Raw genomic sequence first — 16180 nt, 5'->3', positions numbered from 1 at the left:
CAAACAAGTTGATCAGACTATCTTCTTATTTGCTGAATAAAGCTACAATTTTATCTACAATCACCTGCGCCAGCTTTTCTTTACTCTGAACCGTCCAGCCCGCAATATGTGGTGTCACAATTACTTTTTCAGACTCCAGAAGATATTTTAAATCCTCATTCTCTGTTTCCAGATTTTCGAATGATGATTTCTCGTATTCCAGAACATCGAGGCAGGCTCCTTTTACTTTCCCGAATTTTATTGCTTCAACTAAAGCTTTCGTTTCAACATTTTTTCCTCTTGCCGTGTTTATGAAATAGAAATCGTTTTTCATATCAGAAATAAAAGGCCCGTCAACAAGATAATAAGATTCTTCTGTCAAAGGAATGTGCAGACTTAATACTTCTGCCTGTTCTTTTAATTCATGCAAACTTACCTGGGCAGCATATTCATCAGAAAGATCAGGCAAAATATCATAAAAAATAACCTTACAGCCAAATCCGGAAAGCCTTTTCGCCGTTGCCTTTCCCATATTCCCATAACCGATGAGGCCAACGGTTTTGCCCATTAATTCATCGCCGCGGTTTTCTTCGCGCAGCCAGATTCCGTTTTTCACTTCCTGAGAGGCAATGAAAAGTCGGTTCATTAAAATTAAAAGCATCCCAACAACGTGCTCTGCAACAGAATCACGGTTTCCTTCGGGAGAATTGATCAGTTGAATTCCTAATTTTTCTGCGGTCGGAATATCAATATTTTCCATTCCGGCCCCTACTCTTGCAATGAATTTCAGGTTTTTTGCTTTTTCTAAGAAGTTTTTATCCAAAGGAATTCTGCTTCGGATTATAACACCGTCATATTTTTCTATTTTGCTGCAAACCTCATCGTAAGAAGACGTAAAATCTTCTTCCAGAATAAAGTTTTTTGCTAAAAGCTGCTCGGTGATTAATGGATGGTTTTTATCTAAAAGGAGGATTTTCATATTATTTAAACACTAATGACACAAATATTTCACAAATGACACAAAACTATAGCTTTCCGTTTATTACCCTTTTTACTCCATCTTTAAATTGATACGTATTAAAGTTTATTAACATCCCAAGTTTTGAATTACTTAATCGAAGATAGGTAAGAATCTGAGCTAAGTGCAAGTCATTTAATAATTCAACTGATTTTATTTCAACTATAAATTTATTTTCAATAAATAAATCCAGCCGATAACCAACATCTAATTTTATATCTTCATAAAATAAAGGCATTTGTTTTTGTTTTTCCACAAAAAGCCCCTGTTTTTGCAGTTCATAAAACATACATTCTTCGTAAGCACTTTCTAAAAGTCCCGGACCTAAAACTTTATGAACAAGATATCCTGATTCATAAACAATTTTAGATATATCATTTTCTGAAATATCTGTTTTCATCTTTGTGTTTTTATTTTAAACACAAATTACACTAATTTTCTCACTAATAACACTTTAAATTATTTGAGAAAATTCGTGTAAATCATTTGTGTTTTTTGTGTTTAATTACCTGGTTCCTGGAAAAGTTTTTTCAGTTCCACAGACTCCAGAGGCTTCATTCTTCCGGAAAGAATAAGTGACAGTTCTTTTCTTCTGAAAGCAGCTGCAAATCTTTCTTTTTCTTCATCTGTTTCCGGGATCATTTCAGGAATCGGGATTGGCCTGTTAAACTCATCAACCGCCACGAATGTATAAATTCCTGCATTGGTATGAACTTTCGTCTGATTGATAGGATCATCCAGCCAAACGTCCACATAAACTTCCATGGAGGTAGAAAAGGCTCTGGAAACTTTGGATTCTAACACTACTACTCCTCCTTCCGGAATCGGATGATTGAAAGAAACATGATTTACGGATGCGGTTACCACTCTTCTTTCGCAGTGTCTTGCCGCAGAAATTGATGCGCAACGATCCATTTTTGCAAGAAGCTCTCCCCCGAAAAGGTTCCTTAAAGAATTGGTTTCGTTCGGAAGAACAATATTGGTCATGATGGTCAGAGATTCTGACGCCTTTTTTATTTTTGCCATTTAGTCTTAGTGTTGTTTGTGTTTACGGGACTTTTGACATCATTTTGTGCTGCCGGCTGAGTCGGTTTTTGCTTCACCAGAGAGTCTTTTTTTAAAGAATCTGCTGCCGGAGGGACATGAGCCTGAACTTTCACCGTATCTTTTTCTATTCTGTGGGTCTTCGTCTGTACGGAGATATTCGCTTTATCAAAGGATTTTTTCCCGAAAAGAAGCTCCTGCTGTGTATAAGCAACATAAAGTATTCCCAAAACAGGAATAATAATGAGGAAAGCCCAAAGAATGGATTTATTAAATTTATAATCTTTCTCTACATTTACGGAAACATTGGGCTTCAGATTTTTATTATTGATATCCGAAATTTTTATTTCTTCCAGACCATAAAAGTCAGGATGGTCAGACTGCAGTCTGTTTCCTTTGAAATGAGTTACTCCGTCTTCAATAAAAATAGTTCCTAAACCCTGGATTTCCAACGTCTGGTCCGCCTGCAGTTTTTTCTTCCAAAAATCCGTCTGAATCTGAAGATCTGTATTGGATGCTTCCAAAGACATCTGCTTCTGACCGGCTATAAATGCAGATAATTCCTCAGAACGCACCTGATAATCCGGTGTGTAGACGATCTTGCTGGCCGGGGGAAGAATGCTCCCATTTTCGGAATTGATAATTGCTTTGGAATTTTCAAGAGAAAACACACCAAAACCGGGAACCGTAACAGTTCCAAACTGTTTCAAATATTCTAAAATGTAAGCTGAAATATTCATTTGGTGGCAAATTTATGACTTTTTCATGACTTTTGGTGAGATTTATTTTTTGAAAAAAGGACAAAATTCTTTGGAAGCCTATGAGCCTTGTCAAGGTTTAAAACCTTGTCAAGGCTTTATAAAGAAAAGATTTAGAAGGAAATAGCCCAGATAAAAAAAGACTGCCGGAGCAGCCTTAAAAATCTAACTTTTACTTTTTACTATAATTTATTTTAAATATAGCCTGATTGATTACTGAATTTTCCAGCTGATCCCGAACATGAAATTGGTTCCGGCCTGGGAAAAATAGTAAGGAGCTCCATCATAAACTGCCCCGTTGTTCACATATTTTTTGTTGAAAATATTATTCACCAAAAGCTTTAATGCGATGTCATTATTTTTGATTTTAAATTGATATTGCGCATTAAAATCTGTCAAAAGATAGTCTTTCAATTGTAAATCTTCATTCTCAGAATTGTCAAGATACTGCTTTCCGACATATTGATTCATTAAAGCAAACTGGAAATTTTTAGTAGGATTAAATTTCAATCCCAGGTTTGCGATAACATCCGGCGAGAAAGAAATCTGCGTATTACCTAAATCTTTAGTTGATTCGTTATTTTCTACTTTAAAATCTAAATTTCTGTTGTTGCTGAAGCTCACATTTCCGTTAATCTCCCATTGTTTCGAAAGTTTTGCCAGTGCTCCCACTTCAATTCCGCTTCGGTAGCTTTTTCCTGAATTGGTTCTAATGAAGGCGCCTACATTATTAAGTTCACCATTCAAAACCAGCTGGTTGACATAATACATATAATATAAGTTCGCAGTAAATGAAACTACACCGAATTGTCTTTCAAAACCCGCTTCAAAATCATGAAGTTTTTCTGCTTTCACATCGTTGTTTGCCAGCAAATCATCTCTGTTGGGCTCACGATGGGCATGTGCATAGGAGAAGAAAATTTTCCCTTGTGGAATCTGATAATTAACGCCCGCTTTTGGATTGAAAAACAGCCAGTTTTTATCAAGATCAGCCCCTTCATCGTCTCCGGCAGCAAGAATTTTTGTATCATAATCTATATTACGCAGCTGTAAGTCTCCGAAGAATTCAAATTTATTAATCCTGATTAGGGCTTTTGCAAAACCGGCCACCTCATTTTTCACGGAACGGTTTCGGTAGTATTCATGCTCGTTGATCTGTGGCAGGAAAACTCCGGTCACATTCCCGAAATGTCTTCCGTAATATTGGTTTCCAACAACCCCGAAATTAAGATCAAGATTGTTAAATTTTCCGTACAACGTAGAAACTATCCCGTAAAAATCATTATCCAGCCATTTTTTTCTGATAAAGTCTGAATATTCTTCACCATTTACATCAGCTAAGTTGTATCGTGCAAAAGGGTCTCCCTGCTTGTAATTTTCGTAATACCCTTTTCCTTTTGTGTAGTGTAAGGTTGTTTCTAAATTCCATCTGTCATTAAACTTCTGTTCCCAAAGTAACTGATAATGATTTTGCCTGTAATTATCCGTTTCGTTGTCATAAAACCCTACAATATTTTCCCAGTTTGCATTGTAAATCGCTCCGGAATAATTGAATTTCGGGTCTGTTTCCCAGGTTTTTCTGTCGATTCCGTTCCATGCCTGATACGTTTTTTCCTTACCTCCGAAAGCCATTAAACGAATTCTGGTTTTTCCTTCTTCAAATAAGGCTGTAAAGTTGTATGAATGTAATTTTGAAAAAGCCCTGTCAATATATCCGTCAGAATTAATGTGTGTATATCGGCCCATTACGGAAAGACGGTTCCCACAGAACTTTCCGGAACCTATTTCTGCAGAATATTTGTAAGTATTGAACGAGCCGTAACTGTCATCTGTTTTAAGATAAAACTTTTCTTCCGGATCTTTGGAAAGCACATTGATGCTGGCTCCAAAAGCGGCTCTATTATTGGAAGTTCCCACCCCTCTTTGAATCACAATTTGTGACGCAGAGCTGGTAAGATCCGGCACATTTACAAAAAACGTTCCCTGGCTTTCGGAATCATTGTATGGAACACCATTCATCATTACATTTATCGCGTTTCCGGCAATCCCACGAATTCTGAAACCTGTATAGCCAACACCATTCCCCGCATCGGAAGTAGAAATAATGGATGTCTGATTTTTAAGCAAGATGGGTAAATCCTGCCCTAAATTCCGGCTGTCAATATCTTTTGCAACATTAATGATTTCTTTGGCGACAGGAAGTCTTTTGGTAAAACTAACGGCTTCTATTTCCCTTATTTTCAGGGAATCGGTATTTTGCGCCTGTAAAAACGCAGCAGAGCCAACGGTAAGCCCTAAAAAAAATAATCCTTTCATTCTATAAATCTTAAAATTTAATGAATAAAAGGGGCGGATTAAATAATGTAGCAATTTATAAATCTAACAGTCTAGCAATGATTGGTATATTGATACACTGTTCCATCGGTACATTTTAAATTCCCTAAACAGCATTACCCGTTCCAGGTTCATTGGGTATAATCTCAGCTTGTTACAGCACCCCTTTATTTCAGGGGCAAAATTACTAAAATTTTATTAATTCTATAAATGCGCCTTTAGGATTAAAATATTTTTGAATTTAAAAGACATTAATTAAAATAATTTAATTTTATCTGGATGCTTTGATTTCTTCGTATTCACAATTAATACGTTTTATTATTTGAATCTACATAATAATAGTTTTTGCCGTCTTTGGAGACATCGAACATTTTCCCTAATTTCCAACTGAAATTCCTTTTTATATCCGAATATTCAAAAGGTATAATCACATTATTATTTACATCAATAACTCCGAAAGTATTGTTTTTTGAGGCAATAATCATAGGATTGGCCACATCATCCCCTTCCAGAATATAGAGATAATCATACTGTGGATAAATTTTAAAATCTCTGTAATCTTGCGCATTTTTAAAAGCAGATTTTTCTATAATCCCGAAAAAGCCGTTCATTGTGTACGCCTGGAACAATTGCTGTATATATTCCTTGTGCGCACATTGTGCAATATCTTCTTTCTTAAACTGATAGACTCTTTTTCCCTTTTTGTCAATCCTGTAAGAAATTTCATCTTTTTCTACCGTTGCATAATCTGCCGTCCCGAATTTTCTCACTTTTTCATTTGGAGAATTTAAAAGATTACAGTCCTCATAAAAGAAAACGGCAATATGATATTCCGGCTTGATAATGAATTTTCCTTTCTGGTTTACATACCCGAAATTATCACCTTCCTTTTTTGGAATCAAAAGTGGAAGCTCCGGATTTATAACAGGCAGTTCCGGAGTTTTTTTTGTTGTGCCTGATACTTTTTTTATGGTAGTTTTCGGAGCATTTTTTACAGGCAATTTCTTCACAGATTTAGCCTGGGAAAAAACAAAAACCGAAATAAAAACGAACAAAAATGGAGCTACATTTTTCATAATCATCATTTGGCTGCAAAAATACGACCAAAAATAGAAAATATAAAATTCATATTTATAAAGAATCTAAATAATTTCAGACTTAAAAAATAGTAGAATTTCGTAAATTTGGGAACATTTTAAGTGTTTGATCATCTAAAACGTCTTGAAAGAAGTGATTTTTGACATCAAAGTTATTAAAAACCGTCTTCTTTGCAGGTGGAATAAATAATCAATCAAATTATAAAATGGAACAAATTATAAAGGTTTATTGAATTATTAAAAATTTATAGTCTACATTTAAGATTGAAAAGACTTCTATTATTATGAATATTTATCAGGATTACATCCAAGAAATTGAAGAAAGAAAAAACCAGGGGCTTCACCCAAAGCCAATTGACAGCGCAGCATTATTAAGCGAAATCATTGCACAAATTAAAGATACAGCTAATGAATACAGGGCTGATTCTCTAAAATTTTTCATTTACAATACATTACCGGGAACTACAAGCGCGGCGGGTGTAAAAGCTAAATTTTTAAAAGAGATTATCTTAGGTGAATCCGTAGTAGAAGAAATAACGCCAGCTTTTGCCTTTGAACTTTTATCACACATGAAGGGAGGCCCTTCTATCGGGGTGTTACTAGATCTGGCTCTTGGTGATGATTTATCCATAGCTAAAGAAGCAGCAAATGTACTTAAAACACAGGTTTTCCTTTATGATGCGGATACAGACCGCCTGAAGGAAGCTTTTAAAAATAACAATCCTATTGCAAGAGAAATTCTTGAAAGCTATGCAAAAGCAGAATTTTTCACAAAATTACCTGAAGTTGCAGAAGAAATAAAAGTAGTTACTTTCATCGCAGGTGAAGGTGATATTTCAACAGATTTACTTTCTCCGGGAAATCAGGCTCACTCAAGATCAGACCGTGAACTTCACGGTAAATGCATGATCACTCCTGAAGCGCAGGCAGAAATTAAAGCGCTGCAGGCACAGCATCCTGATAAAAGCGTAATGCTTATTGCAGAAAAAGGAACAATGGGTGTTGGTTCATCCAGAATGTCCGGAGTAAACAACGTAGCACTTTGGACCGGAAAACAGGCAAGCCCTTACATTCCTTTCGTAAATATTGCCCCGATTGTAGGAGGAACTAACGGTATCTCCCCTATTTTCCTTACAACAGTAGATGTAACGGGAGGTATCGGGCTGGATCTTAAAAATTGGGTGAAAAAACTGGACGAAAACGGAAACCCTGTTCGTAACGAAGCAGGAGAAGTAATCCTTGAAGAAGCCTATTCTGTAGCTACAGGAACCGTTCTTACTATTAATACAAAAACCAAAAAACTATACAACGGCGATAAAGAATTAATTGATATTTCTAAAGCTTTCACTCCTCAGAAAATGGAATTTATCCGTGCGGGTGGATCTTACGCTATCGTATTTGGTAAAAAAATACAGACTATTGCAGCTAATATCCTGGGAATTGATATCCCTCCGGTTTTTGCTCCGTCAAAAGAAGTTTCTATTGAAGGGCAAGGCCTTACTGCTGTAGAAAAAATATTCAACAGGAATGCAGTTGGTTTACCTCAGGGTAAAGTTTTACATGCAGGTTCAGACGTTCGTGTGGAGGTAAACATTGTTGGTTCTCAGGACACAACAGGTTTAATGACCGCCCAGGAACTTGAATCCATGGCTGCAACCGTGATTTCTCCGATTGTTGACGGAGCTTACCAATCAGGTTGTCACACCGCATCTGTTTGGGATAAAAAAGCGCAGGCTAATATCCCTAAATTAATGAAATTCATGAACGATTTCGGTTTGATCACAGCACGTGACCCGAAAGGTGAATATCATGCAATGACAGACGTTATTCACAAAGTTCTTAACGATATTACAGTAGACGAATGGGCCATCATCATCGGTGGGGATTCTCACACGAGAATGTCTAAAGGTGTAGCTTTCGGAGCTGACTCCGGAACTGTTGCTCTTGCATTGGCTACAGGTGAAGCTTCCATGCCAATTCCTGAATCCGTAAAAGTAACTTTCAAAGGAGAAATGAAAGAATATATGGACTTCCGTGATGTTGTTCATGCTACACAGGCTCAGATGCTGAAGCAATTTGGCGGGGAAAACGTATTCCAGGGAAGAATCATTGAGGTTCACATCGGAACACTTCCTGCTGACCAGGCATTTACATTCACAGACTGGACAGCTGAGATGAAGGCAAAAGCTTCCATCAATATTTCAGAAGATGATACTTTAATTGAATCACTGGAAATCGCAAAAGGAAGAATCCAGATCATGATTGATAAAGGTATGGATAACCATAATCAGGTTCTACAGGGATTAATCAACAAGGCTGATAAGAGAATCGCTGAAATTAAATCCGGTGAAAAGCCTGCTTTAACTCCTGATGCCAATGCCAAGTATTATGCTGAAGTAGAGGTAGATCTGGACGCAATTGCAGAACCTATGATTGCGGATCCGGATGTAAATAACGAAGATGTTTCAAAAAGATATACTCATGATACCATCAGAGGACTTTCTTATTATGGAGGTGATAAAAAAGTAGATCTTGGGTTTGTAGGATCTTGTATGGTTCACAAAGGAGATTTGAAAATTTTATCTCAAATGCTTAGAAATATAGAAAAGCAGCAGGGTAAAGTAGAATTCAATGCTCCGCTTGTGGTTGCAGCTCCTACTTACAATATTATTGACGAACTTAAAAATGAAGGAGACTGGGATGTTTTACAAAAATATTCTGGCTTCGAATTTGATGATAATGCTCCTAAAGGCGAAGCCCGTGTTGAATACAAAAACATGATGTACCTTGAGCGTCCCGGATGTAACCTTTGTATGGGTAACCAAGAAAAAGCAGCTAAAGGAGATACGGTAATGGCTACTTCCACCCGTCTTTTCCAGGGAAGAGTAGTTGAAGATTCTGAACGTAAAAAAGGAGAATCTTTATTAGCTTCTACCCCTGTAGTTGTTTTATCAGCAATCATCGGACGTATTCCGAATATAGAAGAATATAAAGCTGCCGTTGAAGGTATTGACCTTACTAAATTTGCTCCTCCTGTAAAGGAACTGGTAAAATAATTTAGTCATTGATCCCGGCCTTCAATACATTGTAAAATAATAACATTAATTTAAAAAGATATGACATTTGATATTGATATGATTAAAAAAGTGTACGAGCGCTACCCAGAGAGAATTGCTGCGGCAAGACAGATCGTGGGGAAACCTCTTACACTGTCAGAAAAAATATTATACGCTCACCTTTGGGAAGGTAACGCTACAAAAGCCTATGAAAGAGGAAACTCCTATGTAGATTTCGCTCCGGACAGAGTAGCAATGCAGGACGCAACGGCGCAGATGGCTCTTTTGCAATTCATGCAGGCTGGTAAGGCTAAAGTAGCTGTTCCATCAACTGCTCACGCAGATCACCTGATTCAGGCGAGAATAGGCGCAGAGGCTGATTTACAGGAAGGTATCAATAAAAACTCTGAGGTTTTCAATTTCTTAAGCTCAGTTTGTGATAAATACGGAATCGGTTTCTGGAAGCCGGGAGCCGGGATCATCCACCAGGTTGTATTGGAAAATTATGCATTCCCTGGAGGAATGATGATCGGTACAGACTCTCACACAGTAAATGCAGGAGGATTAGGAATGGTAGCCATAGGTGTAGGAGGTGCAGATGCAGTGGACGTAATGGCAGGAATGGCCTGGGAGCTTAAAATGCCAAAATTAATTGGTGTAAAACTTACCGGAAAAATGAACGGATGGACTTCTGCAAAAGATGTTATCCTGAAAGTTGCCGGAATTCTTACCGTAAAAGGAGGAACAGGATGCATCGTAGAATATTTCGGGGAAGGAGCAGAATCTCTTTCAGCAACAGGTAAAGGAACTATCTGTAACATGGGTGCTGAAATCGGGGCTACCACTTCTACTTTTGGGTATGACGATTCTATGAGAAGATATCTGGCTGCTACAGGTAGACAGGACGTAGTGGATGCAGCGGATAAAATTGCAGAACATTTAACAGGTGATGCTGAAGTATACGCAGATCCTAAACAATATTTTGATCAGTTAATTGAAATTAATCTTTCTGAACTTACTCCTCACCTAAACGGACCTTTCACTCCGGATTTAGCGACTCCTGTTGCAGAATTCAGAGCAAAAGCAGAAGCTAACGGATGGCCGCTGGAAGTAGAATGGGCATTAATCGGGTCTTGCACCAACTCTTCTTACGAAGATTTATCAAGAGCCGCTTCTATCGTAGAAGATGCTGTTGCTAAAGGAGTTAAACCTAAAGCAATCCTGGGAATCAACCCTGGTTCCGAGCAGGTAAAATTCACGGCAGAAAGAGACGGATTCTTAGATTCTTTCAGAAAATTTGAAAATGCAAGAATCTTTACTAATGCTTGTGGACCATGTATCGGACAATGGGACAGAGAAGGCGCTGAAAAAGGAGAGAAAAACTCAATTATTCACTCTTTTAACAGAAACTTTGCAAAAAGAGCAGATGGTAACCCAAATACACACGCATTTGTAGCTTCCCCGGAAATGGTAGCAGCAGTTGCCATCTCAGGAAGATTAGATTTTAACCCTATTACAGATACTTTAACCGCAGAAAACGGTGATCAGGTAAAACTTGACGAGCCAAAAGGTTTTGAATTACCTGCAAAAGGTTTCGATGTTGGAGACAACGGATATCAGGCTCCATCTGAAGATGGTTCTTCTGTTGTGGTAAACGTGAGCCCTACTTCAGACAGACTTCAGTTATTGGAAGAATTCCCTGCCTGGGACGGTAAAAATATTACAGGAGCCAAAGTTTTAATTAAAGCTTTCGGAAAATGTACTACCGACCACATTTCTATGGCAGGACCTTGGTTGAAATACAGAGGACACCTTGATAATATTTCGAACAATATGTTGATAGGAGCGGTAAATGCTTACAACATGGATACCAATAAAGTTAAAAACCAACTGACTGGTGAATACGGTGAAGTTCCTGCTGTACAAAGAGCTTACAAAGCTGCAGGAATCCCTTCCATTGTTGTAGGAGACCAGAACTATGGTGAAGGTTCTTCAAGAGAGCATGCCGCCATGGAACCAAGACATCTTGGGGTAAAAGCAGTATTGGTAAAATCATTCGCAAGAATCCATGAAACCAACCTTAAAAAACAAGGTATGCTTGGATTAACTTTTGCAAATGAAGCTGATTATGATAAAATCCAGGAAGATGACACTGTAAATTTCTTAGATCTTGATCAGTTTGCTCCGGGAAAACAACTGACTTTAGAGTTTGTTCATGCAGACGGAACTAAAGATATCATCATGGCAAATCATACTTATAACGATCAACAAATTGATTGGTTCAAAGCTGGTTCTGCCCTGAATCTAATCAAGCAACAAGAGACGAAATAATTGTTAGATTTAATTAATCATAGGTAAAGCAGCTTCACTTGGAGCTGCTTTTTTAATTTAACGTTATTCCAAAAGCTAATTCAAAAATCCCTCGACTGCTTTCTAGTCATCAATCTAAAGATAGAGAAGACTAACTTTAAAATCAATATTGTAACAAAAAAACTTTTTCAGCGTCTAACCTATTAGAAGAAGTAGAAAAACATTATGAAAAAAACTATTATTGCGTCACTTTTCCTAGGATCAATAGTTACCTATGCCCAGGAAAAACCTAATAGCCAGACCAAAGAAAAACAGATTGAAGGCGTAACAATCACAAAAACTAAAAAAGCCGTTGAACAAAAGGCAGACCGTACAATCTTTGATTTTTCGGAACAGCCTCAGCTTAATAACGGAAATGTTTTGGAGGGAATCAAAAAACTGCCGGGCCTTGTTTCCACCGACATTGCAGGAATGATGTATCAGGGAAAAGTTCTCGATGTTTATTTAAACGGCAGACCATTAAATATCACTTCAAATGAATTGAATTCTTTCCTTGAAGGAATGCCTGCCAATTCCGTAGACAGAATCGAGGTTATTACCCAACCGGGCGCTGAATTTCCTGCAACCTCAGGAGGTGCCATCATGAATATCATCACGAATAAGAATGCCAATAAATATTTAACCGCAACGTATTCCGGGAATTATTCATTTACCAATTATGATAAATTCAGAAGCAGAACAAGTAATTCATTAAACCTGAATGCCAGAAATAAACTTTTCGGATGGCAATTAAATATCGGGCAGAATTATCGCGAAAGTATGCTCACCACGAATCAGAATGATTTATTAAGAAGCAATACAGACAGATACGGCCGCGGGTATTTTGCAAAATCCGGCCTGACCTTTGATCTTGGTGATGATCGATTGTTATTAAACTACGATATTTATCACAACAATAATGATAATTATACACTGAGTGACGGAGACGGAGCAGAAAGATTAAAAATACCTAATTCAAATCCTGAACAGTTTTATTACAGAGATTTTACCTTCAATGCCTCAGATGTTGCTCATACCCTTAACACGCGTCAGGAAGCTGTAGTAACTTATCAGAAAAGATTTGATGATAAAGCCCAAAAGCTGGATTTCCAGTTTGGATATACAAAATCTGACAGTAAATTTGATCAGGATAATATTTTCAGAACAGGTAAATTTTTCAATCCAGAACAGCCCTTTTCTTTTTCATTAGGAAATGTTTTAAGTAACAAATCTGACATGAAAATTGCCAACTTCAAGGTAGATTATTCCCAACCCTTAAAAATTCTTGACGGAGGAAAAGTAAGTCTCGGAGGTTTATATGAAAATCAGGATTTTGACACGGAAAACAAGGGCTTAAAAAACCTTGAATACAAAAGGCAGACAACGGCAACCTATCTGGAATTTCAGGCAAAGCTGAAAAAGTTTGACTTTATTTTAGGAACACGTGCAGAAAATTATGATATTTCGGGAGTTACAAGAGTTGTTGACAGTACGGATACTGTTGTTCAGAAAGATTTAATTCCTTTTAATAAATTTAAATTATTCCCGAATGCAAGCGTTCAGTACAACCTGATGAATCAGGTATATGTAGCGGCAAACTATAATAAAAAGATCAATTTACCAAGTATTTCAGCCTTAAACCCGAACAATACCACTTTCCAGAGCCCGAACACTCAGGTAACAGGTAACCCAAATCTTCAGCCCACGATTTTTGATAATTATGAATTAAAAATTTCAGCCTTCGATTATGCATTTATCGGTTATAGTGTAAGTTCGGCGAAAAATCAGGTGGCACAGATCATCAGGAAAGACGGTAAAAACCTTTTCAATGAGCAGGTGAATATCTCCAATATGAGGATTCATAACTTCAATGTGGGACTTCCTGTCCCATTCATGATTTTCAGTAAACCAATCAGCGAGATTATGAAATTTAATTTTAATCCTGATAAAATTAACTTCATGTATTTATACGCAGGTTATCAGAAACATGATATTGATAATTTGAACAATAAAGGTTTCTGGATATTCAACATCATGACCCAGTTGATTTTACCAAAAGAAATAAAATTAACCGCAAATTACAGTTATCTGACTCCAAAAGCAGGTTATTTTTACTTCACGGCAGAAAAACCGTTTAACAATTCACTGGATATTACGCTGACCAAAAAGTTTATGGATAACCGTCTTACAGTTTCTGTCTTTGCAAATGATATTTTCAATGGACAGATCATGCAGGTGCGTTCCAATCCGCCTTCAGGAGAAGCTGTTTATATGAGGAACAAATATGATACGAGAAATTTCGGACTATCCATTAATTATAAAATTCCTACTAAAAACAAACTGGCAAAAGAAGACGCGAATATTTTAAATCAAACTAAAAAAGAAGAGAACGGTGGTGTCATACAGCCTGGACAATAATTTCAAGTATAAAAAAAAGGCTCTTTAATCAGAGCCTTTTTCTTTTATAGATAAAATATAAAAATTATTTCTTAATCACTTTAACGGACTGTCTGGTTCCGTCTTTCATATCAAGAACTAAAATATACATTCCGTTTGTGAGGTCATCAAGTCTTACGGCAGACTCCGGCTTGATATTATTTTTAATCAATTTTCCTGAAGCATCCGTTACCTGGATAGATTTTACCATTTCAGGTCTGTCGATATTAATAACATCCGTGAAAGGATTAGGATATATTTTCATTAAATCTTTAGCTTTCACTTCTGAAGTGGAAAGGCAATTTACATCCACAGTTGCAGTTACTGTAGTTCTTGCAGATTCACACCCTGAATTTACTTTAAGATTATACATAAAATAATATGAATTGGAAGCTACATTAGATCCTGTAGTAATACTGAAATTAGGAATTGAATAAGGGAAAGCCGCATTACTCTGGTAATTTCTGTAATAATCTCCACCGGACATTCTCATTCTGTAGGTTCCGGGTGTCAACAGCATATTGATGGGAACGGTTTGAGGTGTTGTTCCGTCACTGGCAATGGTGGAGGTGAAAGGAATCGTATTAACAACACTAAATGTAGTCGGCCCCTGTAGAATTTCCAGTGTGGTGCTCTGTCCTGCCGCTTCCGGGAAAACATCCACAGAAACCAAAGTAACAGGTTGATTTGTCACTTCAAACTGGATATAATAAGTGGTAATTGCTCCCGTTAATGCTCCTGCTGTAAGTGAATTCGGGTTTACGGGACCTACGGACATTGAAGTTCCGTTAGAAGCAGAAACATAATAAGGTGTTGTTGTCGTTAACGCCGGAGTTGTAAAAGTAGCCCCTGTTCCTACTACATTTCCTCCCGTACTGGCATCATACCATGTTAATACAGCTGCCGGATCTGTTGTAGATGCCGTTAATGTAGCAGAACTTCCCGGACAAACCGTAGCTCCTGCGGTACCTGCTATTACCGGAGGCTGACATTGTGTTGTAAATTGTGTTGGCAATAGAGACCATTCACTGGTATTACCTGATCCACAGTTTGATCTTACCCAAACATAATAGGTAGTGGCAGCAGTAAGTGGTGATAATGTTGCTGATGTACCTGTAAAGTTGGGCATCGAAGGCGGTGTGGCCGATGTTGGCGGTGTGCTTGAAGTGCTGTAATAAATATCATAGCTTGTAGGTACTTGTGCTGGTGCCGTCCAGCTTATACTTGCTGAATTGGTAGCAGTTGACACTACAGTTAATGATTGCGGAACCCAGCATGTTGGCGGAGTCCAGGTATAAGTGAAGCCGGATGTAGGCATTCCCGGTGTTGCATTTGCGGTATTAAAATTCTGTGTGCTGGAGTTTGCGGTTCCCGGCGTGGAGTTAATAAATTCCAGGGAAGTTGCATTCAGCCTGTTATTAAAATCGGCATTGGATGTCCCGCGCAGGCCAATTTGTACTGTTCCGGAAACCGTTGTGTTGCCTACTACATAATTTCCAGAATCATATACTGTATTAATAACATTAGTAGTTTCATGCAGTCTTATCTGAAAGGTAAAAGCATAGGCTGCTGTTGTAGAAGTGCTGCTGTTTGGGCGGAAGTTTCTCCATTGAACAACAACTTCACGGTTTGGAGCTGTCCCTACGGTTTCCCAACTGATGCTTCCGGTAGTTCCGTTAATATCAAACATACTGCTGATATCCCTCCCGAAAGCAGAAATAGCTCCCTCAAAAGCCACTGTGCTGGAAATAGGAGCCGTGGTTGTAGTTGCCGGTGCGGTAGCCCCGAAAGTCACGTAACCATTGGTAGATACGTTCATAGAGCCATAAGAAACTCCATTAAATACAAAATTAAAAGGCAGGGTAACCGGATAAACATTACTGTTAAGGTTGGTTGTAGAAGTATTACCTGTTGCCGTATCCAAAGTAGTTCCGCTAATAGAAGAAAATGTTCCGGTCGACTGACTAAAGGTGTAAGTGCTTACTTGTGCATTAACGGCTTGCATCCCTAGCAATAAGGTTAAAGCAGATGCTGCACGCCTAAAAAATGTCCTCCGCGTCATTCGCGAGAATTTCGTGTAAAAATGTTTCATGTGGATATGGATTAAAT

10 protein-coding genes are annotated in these 16180 nt (G+C 37.8%); 3 read left to right on the top strand and 7 right to left on the bottom strand.

The features are described from left to right. Positions 1-25: 25 nt before the first annotated feature. The 6 genes from H560_RS0104165 to H560_RS0104140 all read right to left on the bottom strand — a co-directional run bounded on the left by H560_RS0104165 (position 26) and on the right by H560_RS0104140 (position 6209). Positions 26-958, bottom strand: a complete 933-nt coding sequence (locus H560_RS0104165; protein WP_027378875.1) for a 2-hydroxyacid dehydrogenase — start codon at positions 956-958, stop codon at positions 26-28. Positions 959-1004: 46 nt separating this feature from the next. Continuing rightward, on the bottom strand, positions 1005-1397 hold the full coding sequence (locus H560_RS0104160) for a GxxExxY protein (protein ID WP_228372412.1): 393 nt from the start codon (positions 1395-1397) through the stop codon (positions 1005-1007). A gap of 101 nt (positions 1398-1498) precedes the next feature. Next, the gene (locus H560_RS0104155) at positions 1499-2023 is read right to left on the bottom strand and encodes an acyl-CoA thioesterase (RefSeq protein WP_027378873.1); all 525 of its coding nucleotides are present in this window, start codon (positions 2021-2023) and stop codon (positions 1499-1501) included. Then, positions 2011-2781, bottom strand: coding sequence for a hypothetical protein (locus tag H560_RS0104150; protein WP_027378872.1), 771 nt, complete (start codon positions 2779-2781; stop codon positions 2011-2013). The genes H560_RS0104155 and H560_RS0104150 overlap by 13 nt, the downstream gene beginning before the upstream one ends. 231 nt (positions 2782-3012) lie before the next feature. After that, positions 3013-5115: a TonB-dependent receptor gene (locus tag H560_RS0104145; RefSeq protein ID WP_027378871.1), complete on the bottom strand. Its 2103-nt coding sequence runs from the start codon at positions 5113-5115 to the stop codon at positions 3013-3015. A 323-nt stretch (positions 5116-5438) separates the two neighbouring features. Beyond that, the gene (locus H560_RS0104140) at positions 5439-6209 is read right to left on the bottom strand and encodes a WG repeat-containing protein (RefSeq protein WP_155844954.1); all 771 of its coding nucleotides are present in this window, start codon (positions 6207-6209) and stop codon (positions 5439-5441) included. A 305-nt stretch (positions 6210-6514) separates the two neighbouring features. Here H560_RS0104140 and H560_RS0104135 point away from each other — a divergent pair, with 305 nt between their 5' ends. From H560_RS0104135 to H560_RS0104125, 3 genes are all read left to right on the top strand, one after another. Beyond that, a complete protein-coding gene (locus H560_RS0104135; protein WP_027378869.1) occupies positions 6515-9286 on the top strand; it encodes a bifunctional aconitate hydratase 2/2-methylisocitrate dehydratase in 2772 nt (923 codons plus the stop codon). Positions 9287-9346: 60 nt separating this feature from the next. After that, positions 9347-11617 (top strand): aconitate hydratase, encoded by a 2271-nt coding sequence (locus tag H560_RS0104130; protein WP_027378868.1) that lies wholly within the window; start codon positions 9347-9349, stop codon positions 11615-11617. Between the two features lie 204 nt (positions 11618-11821). Then, positions 11822-14053, top strand: a complete 2232-nt coding sequence (locus tag H560_RS0104125) for a TonB-dependent receptor domain-containing protein (RefSeq protein WP_027378867.1) — start codon at positions 11822-11824, stop codon at positions 14051-14053. Between the two features lie 64 nt (positions 14054-14117). Here the strand turns inward: H560_RS0104125 and H560_RS0104120 are convergent, their stop codons facing one another. Beyond that, positions 14118-16076 carry an Ig-like domain-containing protein gene (locus tag H560_RS0104120; RefSeq protein ID WP_027378866.1) on the bottom strand — a complete coding sequence of 653 codons (1959 nt, stop codon included), beginning with the start codon at positions 16074-16076 and terminating at the stop codon, positions 14118-14120. Between the last annotated feature and the right edge of the window lie 104 nt (positions 16077-16180).

The organism is Chryseobacterium daeguense DSM 19388, assembly GCF_000430825.1.
In the GTDB taxonomy this organism is placed as follows: domain Bacteria; phylum Bacteroidota; class Bacteroidia; order Flavobacteriales; family Weeksellaceae; genus Chryseobacterium; species Chryseobacterium daeguense.
The sequence above is the reverse complement of the archived record's forward strand: the minus strand, read 5'-3'. Positions and strand labels throughout refer to the sequence as shown.

Coding starts and splice junctions, on each gene's coding strand:
- H560_RS0104165 (WP_027378875.1), bottom strand. CDS start 958: ATGAAAATCCTCCTTTTAGATAAAAACCATCCATTAATCACCGAGCAG.
- H560_RS0104160 (WP_228372412.1), bottom strand. CDS start 1,397: ATGAAAACAGATATTTCAGAAAATGATATATCTAAAATTGTTTATGAA.
- H560_RS0104155 (WP_027378873.1), bottom strand. CDS start 2,023: ATGGCAAAAATAAAAAAGGCGTCAGAATCTCTGACCATCATGACCAAT.
- H560_RS0104150 (WP_027378872.1), bottom strand. CDS start 2,781: ATGAATATTTCAGCTTACATTTTAGAATATTTGAAACAGTTTGGAACT.
- H560_RS0104145 (WP_027378871.1), bottom strand. CDS start 5,115: ATGAAAGGATTATTTTTTTTAGGGCTTACCGTTGGCTCTGCTGCGTTT.
- H560_RS0104140 (WP_155844954.1), bottom strand. CDS start 6,209: ATGAAAAATGTAGCTCCATTTTTGTTCGTTTTTATTTCGGTTTTTGTT.
- H560_RS0104135 (WP_027378869.1), top strand. CDS start 6,515: ATGAATATTTATCAGGATTACATCCAAGAAATTGAAGAAAGAAAAAAC.
- H560_RS0104130 (WP_027378868.1), top strand. CDS start 9,347: ATGACATTTGATATTGATATGATTAAAAAAGTGTACGAGCGCTACCCA.
- H560_RS0104125 (WP_027378867.1), top strand. CDS start 11,822: ATGAAAAAAACTATTATTGCGTCACTTTTCCTAGGATCAATAGTTACC.
- H560_RS0104120 (WP_027378866.1), bottom strand. CDS start 16,076: ATGCAAGCCGTTAATGCACAAGTAAGCACTTACACCTTTAGTCAGTCG.